The sequence below is a fragment of the Salinimicrobium sp. WS361 genome (assembly GCF_050750585.1).
Taxonomy (GTDB): domain Bacteria; phylum Bacteroidota; class Bacteroidia; order Flavobacteriales; family Flavobacteriaceae; genus Salinimicrobium.
On sequence record NZ_JBOJLM010000017.1, the window covers coordinates 31,116 to 47,465 of the forward strand.

Below are 16,350 nucleotides of genomic sequence, written 5' to 3' on the forward strand. Positions count from 1 at the left end.
GCATCTTCAAAAATCCTGCCTCGATTTGCCATTTTTGAACAGGCTTGTAAAGAAAAGCCCGAAATGCTACCTTTACCGAAGGTACACCTTTGGCTTTATGCCCCTCTTTCAATCTACAAAATGAAGTATAAAATTATATTTTCAGATATTGACGGTACGCTTCTAAATAAAGACCGGCAACTATCACAGCTCACCTTAAAAGTCTTTGGTCAACTCCCTAAAGAGCTGCCCGTAGTGCTTATTTCTTCCAGAATGCCCCAGGCAATGACACACCTTCAGGAAGAGCTAAATATTTCTCACCAACCGCTTATTTGCTATAACGGAGCTTTGATGTATATAGAAGGGCAACCTGTGCAGTCTAAAGAAATTCCGTGGAGCATTATAAATGACCTGCATCACTTCAACAGCAGTTTAAATTGTCATCTCAGCCTCTACAATGACAAAGACTGGTATGTACCGCAAATGGATGAATGGGCCAAAAGAGAAGAAAACAATACCCGCGTAACTCCGCAGGTTAAACCCACACACGAGGTGCTTCAAGATTGGAAACCCGGCGAAACAGGGGCTCATAAAATTATGTGTATGGGCACAGCAGAAAAAATAAATGCTGTTGAAAAACACCTTTTTGAGAGGTATCAGGATCAATTACACCTGTACCGTTCTAAAGACACTTATCTGGAAGTGACAAACAAGGAAGTTTCTAAACTTACGGCTGTAAAATATCTGCTGAAGCATCATTTTAATTACGAAATGGAAGAAACCATCGCTTTTGGTGATAATTATAATGATTTTGACATGCTTGAAGCTGCAGGAATGGGAATTGCAGTAGGAAATGCAAGGCCCGAAATTTTAAAAATTGCCAGGCAGGTAACTCACCACAATACTGAAGATGGGGTAGCCAAAAGTTTACAACAGCTCTTTAAGCTTAACTAATTTTTAAGACACTTCTAAATGTCGTATTTTGCCGCTTTTTAAAGGCAATTTATGGACAATCTTCCCCTTTTTACCAATGATGCTATTGTGTTAGGACTACTAATGCTGGCCCTTGGTTTCGTATTCTTCACTTCTTCCAAAAAAGAAGGTTTCTGGTATAAATTCTACAAAGTAGTACCGGCGTTGTTGATGTGTTACCTCATTCCGGCAATCCTAAACTCGCTGAACATAATTTCTGACGAGACTTCAAACCTGTACTTTGTAGCCAGTCGCTATTTGCTACCGGCTTCCCTGGTATTAATGACCTTGAGTATAGATCTTAAAGCCATATTCAACCTGGGGCCAAAAGCACTCATCATGTTTTTCACAGGAACCATTGGGATCATTATTGGCGGACCTATTGCTATTCTTATCATCTCTACCTTCTCGCCCGAAACTGTGGGAGGTGTGGGCCCCGATGCAGTTTGGAGAGGACTCTCAACCCTTGCAGGAAGCTGGATTGGTGGTGGTGCCAACCAGGCTGCCATGCTCGAGATCTTTGAGTACAACCCCGATCTTTATGGCGGAATGGTGCTTGTGGACATTGTGGTAGCCAATCTATGGATGGCGATTCTCCTCATGGGAATTGGCAAAAGTGACAGGATTGACGAATGGCTTCGCGCAGACAATTCGGCTATAGAAGGCCTGAAGAAAAAAGTCACCGCTTATGCCGACAGTGTTACCCGCAATCCATCACTCGCAGATCTTATGATCATGCTCGCCCTCGCATTTGGTGCAGTTGGCTTTGCTCACTGGAGTGCCGATGGTATTTCGGCTTTTCTTTCTTCTAATTTTGAAGCTTTCCGGGATAATAAATCGGCATTATCTTCTTTTGCATCTTCCTTTTTCTGGATGATCTCTATTGCAACTGTAGTAGGAATCTTTCTTTCTTTTACAAGGGCGAAAGAATATGAAGGTGCCGGGGCCAGTAAGCTGGGAAGTGTTTTTATATATTTTCTCGTGGCTACCATTGGTATGAAAATGGACCTCACCATGGTCTTTGATAACCCGGGACTTATTGGGATAGGACTTATCTGGATGGGAATTCATGCCGGTTTACTTATTCTTGTGGCCAAACTCATTAAAGCTCCCTACTTCTTCCTCGCTGTGGGAAGCCAGGCAAACGTGGGCGGGGCAGCATCTGCACCGGTTGTTGCTGCAGCCTTTCACCCTTCACTGGCCACTGTTGGTGTATTGCTGGCCGTATTTGGATATGTTGTGGGAACTTACGGCGCTATTTTGAGTACAATTTTAATGCAGATTGCTGCCGGAAGCTAAGATTAAAGAGATTTTTTTAGGATATTTACGCACACTTTTTTACACATAATTTAAATGAAAAAAACGGCATTATTAGTGCTCGCCACCCTTCTATTGGCGGCCTGTTCTTCTGAAGAAAACAACCTTAAGATTACAGGAAAAGTCCAGGGACTTAAGAAAGGAACCCTCTATCTACAAAAAGTTGAAGACACCAGTCTTGTAAGCATTGACTCTGTAGTCGTAAAGGGAAATGAGACCTTCTCTTTTGAAGCCTCTATTGAGAGTCCGCAAATCCTGTACCTGTACCTCAATAAAAAAGACAACAATATTTATGATGACCGGGTGATGTTTTTTGCTGAACCGGGAGAAATGATCATCAATACTACTCTTAAGAAGTTTGAAAAGGATGCCATAGTGGAAGGATCTGAGAATCAAAAGAAACTTATGGAGTACCAATCTATGATGAACAGGTTCAACACGCGCAACCTTGAACTTGTCCAGCAAAGTATAAAAGCCCAACAGGAAGAGAACGCCCAGTCACTCGACTCGGCCAACGCTGAATATGATAAGCTGCTAAGAAGGAGATATCTTTTTACCGTGAACTTTGCCCTAAACAATAAAGACCTTGAAATAGCACCTTATCTTGCTATTTCTGAAGTCTATGACGCCAACATAAAATACCTGGACACTATTTACAAATCCCTTACTCCTGAAGTAAAAGAATCTCTCTACGGAAAGAGTCTGGAGGAATTCCTGGAAGAACGTAAAGCACAGGAAAAAGCTGCCAGTGAAGACACGGCCTCGCAGGCATAGTACTCGCGATAATTAATATATAAGGCTGTCTTAAGACACTATTCTTCGTTAAGCTGAATCTTATTCACAATAACGTTGCGTAGTTCTTAAGACAGCCTTTTTTGTTCCTGCCACTTTCGGATTAGTTTATCTTCAGCACCTCCTGAAGGCTCCTGTTTATCCTGAAAATGTTACCCGACATCCATACCCAAAATAACCCGTGAGAATGGCATTTTTGGAAGGTGAGATCTATCCGGGATAAACTACAACACAGTTCTTTTCTCCACCCTGGCTTCACGCGTTCTCTTGCGCAAACTCTTCGAGCCCAGCCATCTTATGGACGAAGAACAGGAATAAATTGATGAGTTTATTGTAACAAAAAAGGTCCTGCACAGCTGTGCAGGACCTTTTTATTTAATTCCTTAAAGGAACTATTTTGTTTCCTTCACCGGTTCGTTTAACTTCTGGCTCATTTCCATTGAAATGGAAGATCTGTCAAAAGTGATTTTTCCGGCTCCGGTTTCTATAATTACTGCATTGAGTTTATCGCTAAAATCAACTATTTTACCGTGCATTCCGCTTTTGGTAACAATCCTGTCCCCTCTTTTAATTTCGGAGGAGAATTGTTTTTCTTTCTTGGCACGGTTCATTTGAGGGCGTATCATAAAAAAATACACCACGATAAACATTAAAATAATTGGGGCAAACTGGGCTAATTGATCCATAGGGTAGTATTGTTGCTCTTATTTATGCTTAAGACTGGGCCTTAGGCTCTACAAAAGCTTTAATTTTAATTTGCTCTTTCCCGGTTTCGGTATTAGCTGTAATATTTACTGTTTTGGTAACCTGGTTTTGTCCGCTACCGTTGAACTTCACTACCATTTCTCCTGTTTCTCCCGGAGCAATAGGTTCTTTTGTCCAGGTAGGCACTGTACATCCACAAGAGCTGGAAGCATTAGTGATAACAAGAGGAGCTTTTCCTGTGTTGGTAAATGTAAAGGTATGCTCAACATTGGTACCCTGTGCAATAGTTCCAAAATCGTGTTCTGTATTTTCGAAACTAAGTTGAGGATAGACTACATCCTGTGAATCACGTAGTGCTGCTTCTTCTACGTTCTCTGCCTGTACCTTTTCGGCTGCATTGTCTTTACAGGAAGTAAAATTAAACGCAGCAATCAATGCCAGTAATAAAATTCCTTTTTTCATGATTTACAATTTATGGTTAAAGTGGATAAAATTAAGAAAATTTGAAAGACTACATAAGGCCTCTCCCCATTTTATTAAGCTTGTTGTTCTCACTGTACTCTTTGGAGAGTTTGTCAAGCACCCCGTTAATAAAAATACTGCTTTTAGGGGTACTGTATTCTTTGGCAACTTCTAAATATTCGTTAATAGTAACCTTAACGGGAATAGATGGAAATTTCAAGAATTCACAGATCGCCATTTTGATAAGAATGGTATCTAAATCGGCAATCCTTTCCTTGTCCCAGTTAGGAGTTTTTCCCTCCATTTCCTGAGCCAGGCTGTTATCATTGAGCAAAGTTTTTCTGAACAGCTCTACGGCATAATCCTTATCATCTGAACTCTTAAAAAGTCTTGTTAACGCCTGATCTTTACCTTCTGATGCCTTCTGTAACATTTTTACAATGGCTGTGTTCACCAGTGGTAAATCGTCTACCCACGTGATCTTTTTATCTTCGAGGTAATCGTAAAGTTTTTCGTTGGGAGCAATGATCTCTCTAAAAATGGCAATTACAAATTCTTTGTCTTCCCTGAAACTTGAAGTACGGGTAGTCATGTACTCTCTGTAGCGATCACTGTTCCTTATCTCGGCCCACAGGATTTCTACGTACTCGTCATCATTCTTCCAGTTATTGAGCTTGCGGGTTTCCAGTTCTATGTTCAGCGACCTGTTTTGCTTAAGCTGCGCGATCAACTCATTGTTGACGAACTTGCGGTTGGGATCTACATCTTCTTCAGAAGGTAAATGCTTTAGCTGGGATTTCTCAAGGTAATCCTCGGCATGATCTTTAATTTCGACGATTAAATCTAGCAGTAAAAGATATAGATCATACATCTCATCCATACTCTTGAGCAGGAATTTCTCCTCTGCCTTCAGGTTATCATTTTCACTCTGGGAATAGGCGTACAGAGACTGCATTACTTTAACCCTGATATGTCTTCTGGTCAACATAGCTGTAAAAGAACTTTAAAAAATTAGGGCGAAAGGTTTTTCCCTTTCGCCCGGCAAAAATACTATTAAATTAAAAAATCACGTGGCTTATTTGCGATTTTTTCTGTCGGTGATTCTTTGTTGTGCCACCTTAAGAGCAGCTTCATGTGTAGACATTCCTTCAGCTTCAGCCGCATTAAGGATCTCAAGCGTGGTATTGTAGATGTTCTGCGTCTTCTCCATGATCTCTTTTCTTCCGTAGCCTTCCAGTTCAGCATAAACATTGATGATCCCACCGGCGTTGATAAGAAAATCGGGCGCATATACAATCCCTTTTTCCCTAAGAATATGCCCGTGCTTTACATCACTGGCCAATTGGTTATTAGCAGCTCCTGCAATAATTGAGGCCTTGAACCTGTCAATAGTCTGGTCGTTTATTGTAGCTCCCAGGGCACAGGGGGCGTAGATATCAACGTCTGCACCATACACATCATCACCACCATAGATAGTTGCGTTATACCGGTCCCGAACTTCAGTCAATTTCTTCTGATTAATATCACTTATAACCACATTTGCACCTTCTTTAGCCAGATAATCAACCAAGGCTTCACCTACATGGCCTATTCCCTGTACAAGAACAGATCTTCCCTGTAAATCATCGCTTCCATATCTAAATTTTGCCGCGGCTTTCATCCCCATGTAAACGCCATAAGCTGTTACTGGAGAAGGATTACCGGCACCACCTTTGGCTTCAGAAATACCTGTAACATAAGGGGTCACCTCGCGTACGGTATCCATGTCGGCAGTTTCCATACCCACATCTTCGGCAGTGATGTATTTTCCGCCTAAAGAATTTACAAACTCTCCAAACTTCCGCATCAACTCGGGAGTTTTCTCTGTTTTAGCATCTCCAATAATTACAGCTTTACCGCCACCAAGGTTTAACCCGGTAACCGCACTCTTAAAGGTCATGCCTCGCGAAAGACGAAGTACATCATTAAGAGCTTCCCATTCACTGCTGTAATTCCACATACGGGTACCACCAAGGGCAGGACCCAAAACTGTATTGTGAATTCCAATTATTGCCTTTAAACCTGTATCTTTGTCGTTGCAAAAAACCACTTGTTCATGGTCATCAAAGGAAAGCTGCCCAAAGACCGGAGCGGCTTTTTTAAGTTCATTTGCCTTTAGAACATCCACTTTCATTAGTTTAGTAATTTAGAATGAATTTCATTATTCGAAATATTTCGCAGCAAAAATAAATAATATTTCATTTTAACAACCTTGTTCTTCAACAAAAATGTAAAAATGAAAATTCAGCCGGTGCAGCCCTATGAAAGAACTGAAACATTTAAATAAATACTTTTACAAATACAAATGGCAACTCATCGTTGGGATCTTTATTACCATCCTGGCGCGCGTCTTTGCTATTCTCACCCCCCGCTTTATTGGGGAATCTACTACTGCCATTGAAGAATATGTGAATGGCGATATTACTTCGGAAGCTGTATTGCGTACCGAGCTCATGAACAACATTCTTCTTATTTTGGGGGCAACCTTAATGGCAGCGCTGTTCACTTTTCTTATGAGGCAGGCCATTATTGTGGTTTCCAGGCATATTGAATACGACCTGAAGAATGAGGTGTACAGAAAGTACCAGGACCTTTCCCTCAATTTTTATAAAAAGAATCGCACGGGAGACCTTATGAACAGGATAAGTGAAGACGTCTCCAAGGTGAGAATGTATGCCGGCCCCGCATTTATGTACAGCGTGCAAACCGGGATCCTTTTTATTGTGGTGATCCCGTACATGTTCCTGCAGGCCCCAGAGCTTACCCTTTACGTGATCACTCCCCTGCCCATACTTTCTTTTGCCATCTATAAGCTAAGTGTTGCCATTAACAAACGCAGCACCATTGTACAGCAGTATTTATCAAAGCTCAACACCTTTACGCAGGAAAGCTTCAGCGGAATTTCAGTAATAAAATCCTACGGACTCGAACCTCAAACCAACAGCTCATTTGTCACCCTCTCAAATGAGAATAAAGAAAAGAATATTGACCTGGTAAAAGTGCAGGCCTTCTTCTTTCCCCTCATGGTTCTTCTTATAGGCGCCAGTAATATCCTGGTGATCTATATAGGTGGCAAAAAATTCATCAATGGTGAAATTGAAGAGCTGGGAGTGATCGTAGAATTTCTGCTTTACGTGAATATGCTTACCTGGCCCGTTGCCACAGTAGGGTGGGTCACCTCTATTGTGCAACAGGCCGCAGCTTCTCAAAAAAGGATCAACGAGTTCTTGAACGAGGAACCACAAATACAAAACCCGTCTCATGAACCCGAAGACGTGCAGGGTGCCATTGCCTTTAAAAATGTCACTTTCACCTATGAAGATACCAACATCACAGCCCTCAAAAATGTCACTTTTGAGGTGGAAAGTGGAGAGACCCTGGCTATTATAGGAAAAACCGGATCGGGTAAATCTACCATCCTGGAGCTTATTGGTCGGCTTTATGACGTAGAGAAAGGCGAGATCACCATAGACGGAAAAAACATACAGAACATGAACCTCAGGGAGCTGCGAAAAAGCATTGGTTATGTGCCGCAGGATGCCTTTTTGTTCAGTGATTCGATAAGGAGCAACATCAAATTTGGTAAGGCCGATGCTACTGAAGAAGAGATCATAGCAGCTGCTAAAAATGCCGCGGTTCACAAGAATATTGAAGGCTTCAGCAAAGGCTACGACACCGTATTGGGAGAACGCGGAATCACCCTTTCGGGCGGGCAAAAACAGCGCGTTTCTATCGCCCGGGCCATTGTTCACGATCCAAAAATCCTTCTTTTTGACGATTCCCTTTCCGCAGTAGACACAGAAACAGAAGAAGAAATTCTCAATAACCTCTTTAAAATCAGTAAAAACAAGACCACTATAATCGTAAGCCATAGAATTTCATCGGTCAAAAATGCCGATAAGATCATCATCCTCGAAGACGGCGAGATCACCCAACGCGGTTCTCACCAGCAACTCATTGAGGCTGAAGGTTATTATCGCGAGCTCTATTTAAAACAACTGAGTGAAAAAGAAATGTAAAAATTTGTTGCGGAATGTTAATTTTTTTTAGATTTTTGAACCTATGATTTACAAACCGTAAAAGATATTTTGATTATGAGCGACAATGGAACGATTGAAAAAGAAGAGATTTTTTCCAAGGTCTTGAGAGCCGGAAGACGCACCTATTTCTTTGATGTTAGGGCGACTAAGGCAAACGATTACTACCTGACGATTACCGAGAGCAAAAAATTCACCAATGAAGACGGATCTTTCCACTACAAAAAGCACAAGATCTACCTTTACAAAGAAGATTTCGCCGGTTTTAATGAGATCCTTCAGGAGATGACCGATTTTATTCTTGATGAAAAAGGGGAAGAAGTGATTAGCGAACGCCATCAAAAGAACTTTAAGAAAGAATACGAAGAAGATGAGCAAAAGAAGGTTGAAACCGCCGCTGCTCCATCTGCCGCTGCATTTACTGATATAAGTTTCGACGATATTTAGTTAAAAATACACGCATTTTAAAACCGTCCAGGCAAACCCTGGGCGGTTTTTTTATATTGTAGTGTCAAAAATGTCATTTATGAGAACCTTTATTGTTGCCCTTTTATTTTTATTGAATTTACAGCTCTCTGCACAAGAAGAACTGGATCTCTCATACTACCTGCCACAAGATGTCACTTATAACCCCGCTATTCCCACACCACAGGATGTGCTCGATTTCGTTCCCGGGGAGTGGCATGCCAGTCATGACCAGGTTTTGATCTACATGCATTTTCTGGCACAAACTTCACCCCGAATTAGTATTGAAAACAGAGGCTTCACCTATGAAAAAAGGCCTTTGGTGCTGCTTACAATTACTTCGGAAGAAAATCATGACAAGCTCGAGGAAATTCGTCAACAACATGTGGCGTTGACAGAACCTGGTTCAGAAAATATTAATACTTCTGAAATGCCCGTGGTCGTGAATCAGGGGTTTTCCATTCACGGAAATGAAGCAAGTGGTGCAAACGCCGCTATTTTGGCCGCATATTACCTGGCCGCTGCCGAAGGCCCCGAAATTGAAGAATTACTGAAGAATACCGTCATCCTTTTCGATCCGGTTTTTAATCCCGATGGGCTGCAAAGATTTGCGTCGTGGGTGAACACCAATAAAAGTGCAAACATCAACCCCGATCCGCAAGACAGGGAATACGATGAAACCTGGCCTGGCGGCCGCACCAACCACTACTGGTTTGACATGAACCGCGACTGGCTGCCGGTGCAACTCCCCGAAAGCAGGGCGAGAATAGAAACCTTCCACAACTGGTACCCCAACGTTCTTACAGACCATCACGAAATGGGATCGAATTCTTCCTTTTTCTTTCAACCGGGAATTCCTTCCAGGACCCACCCCCTTACCCCAAACCTCAACCAGGAACTCACAAAAGAAATTGGAACCTACCACGCTGCAGCCCTTGATAATATTGGATCCCTTTATTATACCGAAGAGAATTACGACGATTTCTACTACGGAAAAGGCTCTACTTTCCCGGATATACAGGGAAGCGTCGGAATCCTTTTTGAACAGGGAAGTTCGCGCGGACATGCGCAGGAAACCGATAACGGGATCCTGACTTTTCCCTTTACCATCCGCAACCAGTTCACTGCTGCGCTTTCCACATTAAAAGCTGCCAAAGAAATGCGGGTAAAGCTACTTGATTACCAACGCGACTTTTACCAGAACGCCCGCAGGGAAGCCGAAAAAGGAGCGTATGTCTTCGGAAACAGCAAAGATGCCTCTTCAGCCTATCATTTAGCCGAAATCCTGAAGCGTCACAAAGTAGAAGTGCATGAACTGCAGGAAGAATTCAGCAAAGACGGGAACACTTTCAAACCCCAGAGCAGTTATGTGGTGCCAAAAAAGCAGAAACAGCAAAGGCTTTTAAAAGCCATGTTTGAACGAAGAACTACATTTGAAGATAGCCTTTTCTATGATATATCGGCCTGGTCTTTCCCACTGGCATTTAACCTCGACTTCACAGATGAAGCCAAAATGAATGTTGCAGGCCAAAAAATAGACAGTCTTACAAGACCCCGATTAACTCTCCCCGAAAAGAGCGAGTATGCCTACCTCATGGAATGGCATACCTATGAAGCTCCTAAAGCCCTCAATCAAATATTGAATAAAGGATTACGCGCAAAAGTGGCCATGCAGCCTTTTCAGCTGGGGACCAAAAATTATGATTTCGGCACCATCATGGTTCCGGCTCAAAACCAGGAGATGAATGCCGATGAGATCTACGATTTCCTGGTAAAAGTAGCTAAAGATGCTCATGTAGACATTTCGGCGGCCAATACCGGCCTCACAGGAGGAATAAACCTTGGAAGCAACCAGTTTAGAGCCCTTGAGCCACAAAAGGTAGCCATTTTGGTGGGCGAAAGGATTACTCCATACGATGCAGGAGAGATATGGCACCTTTTTGATCAGCGGTATGACATGAAGATCACCAAACTTGATCTTAAAAATTTCTCCCGCACCAATCTCAGCCGCTATACCGATATCATACTTTCCAACTCCTGGGGCAGTGCCCTGGACGAGAAAGATGCTGAAAAGCTGAAAGAATGGGTCCGTAATGGCGGGACTTTGATAGGTTACAAAAATGCAGCAAAATGGCTGGATAAAAATGAATTCCTTGATTTGGAATTCAAAGAGAATGAAGTGCAGGCCAAAAATGTCACTTTTGAGCAGCGACAGGATTTTAGAGGCGCGCAAGGTATTGGCGGTGCTATTTTTGAAGCAAAACAGGATCGCTCCCACCCAATCAACTTTGGTTATAAAGATGATAAAATCGCACTTTTTCGAGACACCACCCTGTTCGTAGAAGCCGATTCCACTTCTTACAAAAATCCGATCATCTACACCGAAAAGCCCCTGTTAAGTGGATATATTAGTGAAGAAAACCTGGAACTTTTACCGGGAACTGTTCCCTTCAAACACAAGTCACTGGGAAGAGGAAATGTCATTTTGTTTACAGACAACACTAACTTCCGGGCCTTTTGGTATGGAACCAATAAACTGTTAATGAATGCGGTGTTCTTTGGGGATGAAATGTAGAAATAGATTTGAGATATTAGATTTGAGATATTAGATTTGAGATATTAGATTTGAGATATTAGATTTGAGATATTAGATCTGGGAAGATGAAAAATGAGGGGTTCCAAAAATGCCATTTTTGGAACCCCTCATTTTTTGGGCTAAAGCCCTGTGTTCTACCTTCTGGTTCTTTCGGCTAAAGCCGGAGGCAACTTATTGAAGGCCACCTCCTTCCTGCCTTGCAGCGAATTAAAAAACAAGGATTTTACCCAGCTTGTGAATCAATAACATTGACTCTAGGCAAAGTCTAAAATCTAATATCTTCTTATTTAACAACAATCACTACTACAGCTCAAATTCTTCGATTTTGCATTTTCAAAGGCTTCCTTTCCTTCTTTCCAGGCATACCAGGCAATACCAAGACTTCCCAGGGCATCGACATAGGGAATCTGCCACAGCTCATAAAGAAGGCTGGAGGCAAGTAGGATGAAAGAAAGGTAAAAACAGGTTTTTGTGCATTTAGCGTCTGAAATGATTGGCTGACTCTCCAGCTCCTCTCCTACTTTTATTTTTTCACGGTACAAAAAATACATGGTAAGTATAGAAAGTACGGCAACAATGATCCCGGCAAGAGTGGTTTCGGGTTCAGATTTGTTGATGACGGCCAGTACAGCGCCCACTACGAGTCCGGCGGCAAGAATGTAGAAGGCAGTGCCGGTAATTTTTAATGCAGTCACTTCAAAACCGTCCCGTTCTGTCACAGGGTTCCTTTTCATTCTGTAGATCATGTGGGCGATTCCAACTCCCGAAAGTACCTCTACAAAACTATCAAGCCCAAATCCGAACAGTGTGAGGGTTTCATCACTGGCTCCAAAAAAGGTAGACACCCCACCTTCGACTAAATTATAGCCAATGGTGATCATGCTCAGAATATAAGCGTAATGCAGTCGTTTATTATATTTTTCCTGGTGCATAGGTGTAAAGTTAGATGTAGGATTTGAGAATTACGAAATTAATCCGGGAAAACATTTAAAGTTAAACATAATCTCCCACCCCGCCCTACGGCCACCCCTCCGAAGGAGGGGACCCATCCAGAACTCACCACGGGCAACTCGCTAGATTCAACCTGCAACCCACAACCTGCAACAGGTAACAAGCAACCCGCAACCCGCAACCCGCAACCCGCAACTAAAAAAGAATTACAGATTAATCTTTATCCCGCCATTGATCACAAATCCATCTACAGGGGCATAGATATCCCGGAACTGTGGATCGGAAATTGATCCGGTGTAGATGTCGTCAAACCGGGTTTGTCTCGTATCGGTGAAATTTTCAAAATTGAGGAACAGAGAGAAGTTCTCCCATTTCTTTTCGGTCATTAATCCGAAGATCCAGTAATCCTGACCGGTCAGTCCGCCTTCCAGCTTTTGTCTTCCGAAGTAATATCCTTCCAGACCTATTACCAGTTTCTCATGAATTTCATAAACAAGAACATTGTTTAGCCGGTGTTGCGCAACGAGTGGCGCCTCATAGGTCTCTCCAAAATAATGCTCATTCACATCGGCGAGGGTGTAACCTGTGAATAGCTTAAAATTCCCATATTTGAATCTAAAATTCGCTTCCATTCCCTGGGTGTCGAGGTAACCATCAGGCTGTGTATAAACATAATGCTGATTAATTCCGTTAGAAAATGCAGCTGTCAGCATAATAGGATCATTAACGCGAGTATAGAAGAACAGCGTGTTAAGGCTGAAATCTATTGCTTCAAATAGCTTTGTGCGATAGTTGATATCAAAATTTGCCCCAATGGAACGTTCGGCTTCAGTTTCAGAAACATTTATGGGCCTTACATTTCGAAACTGAATTCTTTCAGCATCTTCAGTAAAGATGGTCGGAGTTTTATAACCGAGTCCGCCGCCCAGCCTCATGGTCCAGGCATCCGAAAATTCGATGAGGGCCGAAAGTCGTGGCAGCACAAACCAGCCGTACTCGTTCTGATAGTCGGTACGCAAACCACTCTCCAGGCTAAACATTGGAGAAATGCGCCAGTTGTTCTGAAGGAAGGCGCCGTACGTGATGTGATTGTAATCTACAACTTCGGAAGTTGCAGTAGGGTCCTGAACAAATTTGTCTGAAACTATGTTCAATCCTGCTACCCACTCCAGGTCCATATCTCCAAAGTTATAAGAGATCTCACTGAAGGAAGCCAGCTGGTCTCCCGAAAAAGTAAAATCGGGTATTTCTATCTTCCGCTCAAAAAAGCTGAAGCTGTTTTTTATCATCAGCGAATTGCCGTTCTCGTATAGCTGCGTATAGCCGGCACGGGTGGTGACCCTTTCGGTGTTGTTCCTTTCAAAATAAGGATCTGCAACATCGTCACCTTCCAAAAATGCCATATTCCCACCTGTTCTTTCCTCAATAACTGTGTTCACTCCCACCTCTAAAGTGGCATTTTCGGAAGGGTAGTAAAACAGCTTCGGATTAATGGTCACACGATTCACTTCCGGAATTGCGGTAAGGCCAATATCGGCAGGATCGTAAGGGTCGCTATAATTATAGGAGGCAAAAAGCGTGGTCCCAAACTTTCCGAAGCTATCGGAATAAAATCCGCTAACATCAAGGCCGAGGGCAGAAGTCCCGTTAAGCAGGAAGTTGATCTCCCGCTCCTCTCCCGGAGTTTTGGACACCAGGTTTACAAGCCCCGCAATCGCTCCCCCTCCATATAAAGTGGAAGACGCACCTTTCACCACCTCCACCTGTTGAAGGTCTAGCGGTACTATTTGGAGCAGACTTAATCCGCCTGAAAAGCCGGAATATAAGGGGTAGCCGTCTTTTAGCAACTGCGTGTACTTTCCGTCGAGACCCTGAATGCGAATACTGGAATTATACGAAGTAGCCGATGTTTGCTGCGTTTGTATCCCGGTGGTTTCATTCAGCAGCATTCTAATATCCCCCGGTTTCATATTTCCTTTTTCGCCGAGTTCCTCTCCCGAGATCACCTCCACACGAGTTGGAAGATCGGCAATGGTGCGGCGGGATCGCGTGGCAGAGATGATCACCTCTTCCATGTGTTCGCCTTCAGGAGCAAGTTCGATGCTAATAAATTTTTCTTCAGCAAGAGGAAATTCCAAACTGAGTTCCTGAGTGGCAAAACCGACATAACTGATTTTTATTATCTGGATACCATTAGGGATATTCTCTAAAGTGATGACGCCTTCTTCATTTGCCGTGGCACCAATAGTAGTACCAGCTATCGAAGCATTGGCGCCATATAGAGGCTGATCTGTTTCGGCATCAATAACTTTTATTTTGAGCACGTTCTGTGCGTTTGCTGTAAGGCCAATAAAAACGAAGCCCAACAGCAGAAATATCTTTTGAATCATTGTAAAATTTTAATATTGAGAAATAGCTTTGGGAAGAATTCCCTTAGAAGTTATTCAGCTATTCTTCGGGGGCTGCCAGATGCGGAAAGTGATTTCTGAGATCAATCCTTCTTCTGCCTCAATATACTCTCTCCCCAGCATAGGTTCCAAAAAAGGTATTTTTGAGGGCTCTTCCTGAAGTATTACTACTGCATTACAGGCACCGCAACTTAAAAAGGGAGAACAAAGTTCATTGCTGTGCGAATCACGCTCCTCTTGTTCATGAGAAATATCATCGCGGCATTCATCTGCACAACACGGTATGCCGTTTAAAACGAGTACTACAAGAGAAAAGAAGACAGCTAAGGTTTTCACGCTGCAAAGTTAAAAAACCAGAATGAAATCAGCCTACTCTTAGTCCGTTTTCAACTTTAGCTCCGGGCTGGAGCAAAACAATGTCATTTTCGGCACCTACAGACCCCAGCACCAGGCATTCACTCATGAAGTTGGCGATCTGTTTCTTCGGAAAATTGACTACGGCAATGATCTGTCTATCCTGCAGGTCTTCTTTGGAATAGCGTTTGGTGATTTGAGCTGAAGATTTCCTGATTCCAATTTCAGGTCCAAAATCGATCTTGAGTTGGTACGCCGGATTTCGGGCTTTAGGAAAATCTGAAACTTCAATAATAGTTCCAACCCGCATTTCTACTTTTTCAAAATCTTTCCAGGACAGGTGTTTATTCACTTTTGAACTGTTTTAGAATATTACTCCCCTAAAATAGTATTTTTAAGAAGCGTTCTAATAGTTTTTTTGCCACGAATTCACGAATTAAATCTTTTTATGAAACAATCCCCAAACTCTTTCGCAGAAAAGGAAAAGAACATTTCGCTTTAACCCTGCCCAAAAAGGAGCCGAAAAAGTTCAAACTAAGTACACAAAGTTTAAAAAGTATAGCACAAAGAGGTGTAAGTCAATTAGCTTTCCCATATAGATTTCCAAAGAGAGGCTAAAGAATAGCGCTAATTGATTACAAAAAATATGTAACCTGAAACCTGCACCTTTGAAATACTTTTAAACTCGTACTACTAACTCTCACTTCTCAATACTTACTACTCAATATTAATTATCCGAAAATTTTCCTGATCACCCATGCGGGGCCTATGAGCAAAAACTGAAGATCTTTCATAAATGAAGGTTTTTTGCCCTCTACTTTATGTCCGTAGAACTGCCCAATCCAGGCCACTACGAAAATTATTAAAGAGACCAGCCATAAGGGCGCCACAAGAGAAATGTAGTAGTTGCCTGCTATGCACAATGCCGCGAAGACAAGGACTTTAAATCCCATACTTAGTGATAATCTAAAGTAGAATACCAGGACCAGGATCAAAATCACCGCTGCCCAGTTTTCTAAAAATGGAATATACATGGGGAATATTCCAGTAAGAGGTCCCGGTGGAATACTCATGACCAGACCTACGATGGAAAAGAAAATTGCAGGCACACAAACGTAATGGATAAGCTGATTGGTCTTATTCTGGTGGCTTACGGCATATTCGGCAAACCATTGATCTAAAGTGCGCATATGATCTTGTTGAAGTAGAACCAAGATAGGAATTTTAAGAATATGTAGCCAAAAATTTGTATTTTCAGCAGATAAATGCACCT

Annotated in this window: 15 protein-coding genes; 6 read left to right on the forward strand and 9 right to left on the reverse strand. The window is 42.4% G+C overall.

Annotation, left to right across the window (positions count from 1 at the left end; all coding sequences use genetic code 11):
- The first annotated feature begins 120 nt into the window (after positions 1 to 120).
- The 3 genes from ACQ93I_RS14475 to ACQ93I_RS14485 are packed head-to-tail and all read left to right on the forward strand — an operon-like array spanning position 121 to position 3,042.
- On the forward strand, positions 121 to 933 hold the full coding sequence (locus ACQ93I_RS14475) for an HAD family hydrolase (RefSeq protein WP_431699120.1): 813 nt from the start codon (positions 121 to 123) through the stop codon (positions 931 to 933).
- Between the two features lie 51 nt (positions 934 to 984).
- Positions 985 to 2,250, forward strand: coding sequence for a DUF819 domain-containing protein (locus tag ACQ93I_RS14480; protein ID WP_431699121.1), 1,266 nt, complete (start codon positions 985 to 987; stop codon positions 2,248 to 2,250).
- A gap of 54 nt (positions 2,251 to 2,304) precedes the next feature.
- Positions 2,305 to 3,042 (forward strand): DUF4369 domain-containing protein, encoded by a 738-nt coding sequence (locus tag ACQ93I_RS14485; protein ID WP_431699122.1) that lies wholly within the window; start codon positions 2,305 to 2,307, stop codon positions 3,040 to 3,042.
- A 410-nt stretch (positions 3,043 to 3,452) separates the two neighbouring features.
- Here ACQ93I_RS14485 and yajC read toward each other — a convergent pair whose 3' ends face one another.
- The 4 genes from yajC to ACQ93I_RS14505 form a co-directional block, all read right to left on the reverse strand.
- On the reverse strand, positions 3,453 to 3,746 hold the full coding sequence (gene yajC / locus ACQ93I_RS14490) for a preprotein translocase subunit YajC (RefSeq protein WP_266068768.1): 294 nt from the start codon (positions 3,744 to 3,746) through the stop codon (positions 3,453 to 3,455).
- A 28-nt stretch (positions 3,747 to 3,774) separates the two neighbouring features.
- Positions 3,775 to 4,227, reverse strand: coding sequence for a DUF1573 domain-containing protein (locus ACQ93I_RS14495; protein ID WP_345598078.1), 453 nt, complete (start codon positions 4,225 to 4,227; stop codon positions 3,775 to 3,777).
- Positions 4,228 to 4,276: 49 nt separating this feature from the next.
- Entirely contained in the window at positions 4,277 to 5,215 is a 939-nt protein-coding gene (locus ACQ93I_RS14500) for a transcription antitermination protein NusB (protein ID WP_431699123.1), read from the reverse strand.
- Between the two features lie 87 nt (positions 5,216 to 5,302).
- Positions 5,303 to 6,400, reverse strand: a complete 1,098-nt coding sequence (locus tag ACQ93I_RS14505; protein WP_431699124.1) for a Glu/Leu/Phe/Val family dehydrogenase — start codon at positions 6,398 to 6,400, stop codon at positions 5,303 to 5,305.
- 127 nt (positions 6,401 to 6,527) lie between these two features.
- Here ACQ93I_RS14505 and ACQ93I_RS14510 point away from each other — a divergent pair, with 127 nt between their 5' ends.
- The 3 genes from ACQ93I_RS14510 (at position 6,528) to ACQ93I_RS14520 (ending at position 11,343) form a co-directional block, all read left to right on the forward strand.
- Positions 6,528 to 8,285, forward strand: coding sequence for an ABC transporter ATP-binding protein (locus ACQ93I_RS14510; RefSeq protein ID WP_431699125.1), 1,758 nt, complete (start codon positions 6,528 to 6,530; stop codon positions 8,283 to 8,285).
- Positions 8,286 to 8,360: 75 nt separating this feature from the next.
- Positions 8,361 to 8,750, forward strand: a complete 390-nt coding sequence (locus ACQ93I_RS14515) for a PUR family DNA/RNA-binding protein (RefSeq protein WP_265163094.1) — start codon at positions 8,361 to 8,363, stop codon at positions 8,748 to 8,750.
- 79 nt (positions 8,751 to 8,829) lie between these two features.
- Positions 8,830 to 11,343: a M14 family zinc carboxypeptidase gene (locus tag ACQ93I_RS14520; RefSeq protein WP_431699126.1), complete on the forward strand. Its 2,514-nt coding sequence runs from the start codon at positions 8,830 to 8,832 to the stop codon at positions 11,341 to 11,343.
- 308 nt (positions 11,344 to 11,651) lie between these two features.
- Here the strand turns inward: ACQ93I_RS14520 and ACQ93I_RS14525 are convergent, their stop codons facing one another.
- From ACQ93I_RS14525 to ACQ93I_RS14545, 5 genes are all read right to left on the reverse strand, one after another.
- Complete coding sequence (locus ACQ93I_RS14525) at positions 11,652 to 12,296, reverse strand: cation transporter (RefSeq protein WP_431699127.1); 645 nt, start codon at positions 12,294 to 12,296, stop codon at positions 11,652 to 11,654.
- Between the two features lie 225 nt (positions 12,297 to 12,521).
- Complete coding sequence (locus tag ACQ93I_RS14530; protein ID WP_431699128.1) at positions 12,522 to 14,705, reverse strand: TonB-dependent receptor; 2,184 nt, start codon at positions 14,703 to 14,705, stop codon at positions 12,522 to 12,524.
- A 54-nt stretch (positions 14,706 to 14,759) separates the two neighbouring features.
- Positions 14,760 to 15,059 (reverse strand): DUF6660 family protein, encoded by a 300-nt coding sequence (locus ACQ93I_RS14535; RefSeq protein WP_431699129.1) that lies wholly within the window; start codon positions 15,057 to 15,059, stop codon positions 14,760 to 14,762.
- Between the two features lie 28 nt (positions 15,060 to 15,087).
- A complete protein-coding gene (locus ACQ93I_RS14540; RefSeq protein WP_431699130.1) occupies positions 15,088 to 15,429 on the reverse strand; it encodes a tRNA-binding protein in 342 nt (113 codons plus the stop codon).
- A 379-nt stretch (positions 15,430 to 15,808) separates the two neighbouring features.
- Entirely contained in the window at positions 15,809 to 16,267 is a 459-nt protein-coding gene (locus tag ACQ93I_RS14545) for a DUF962 domain-containing protein (protein WP_431699131.1), read from the reverse strand.
- Positions 16,268 to 16,350: the final 83 nt, after the last annotated feature.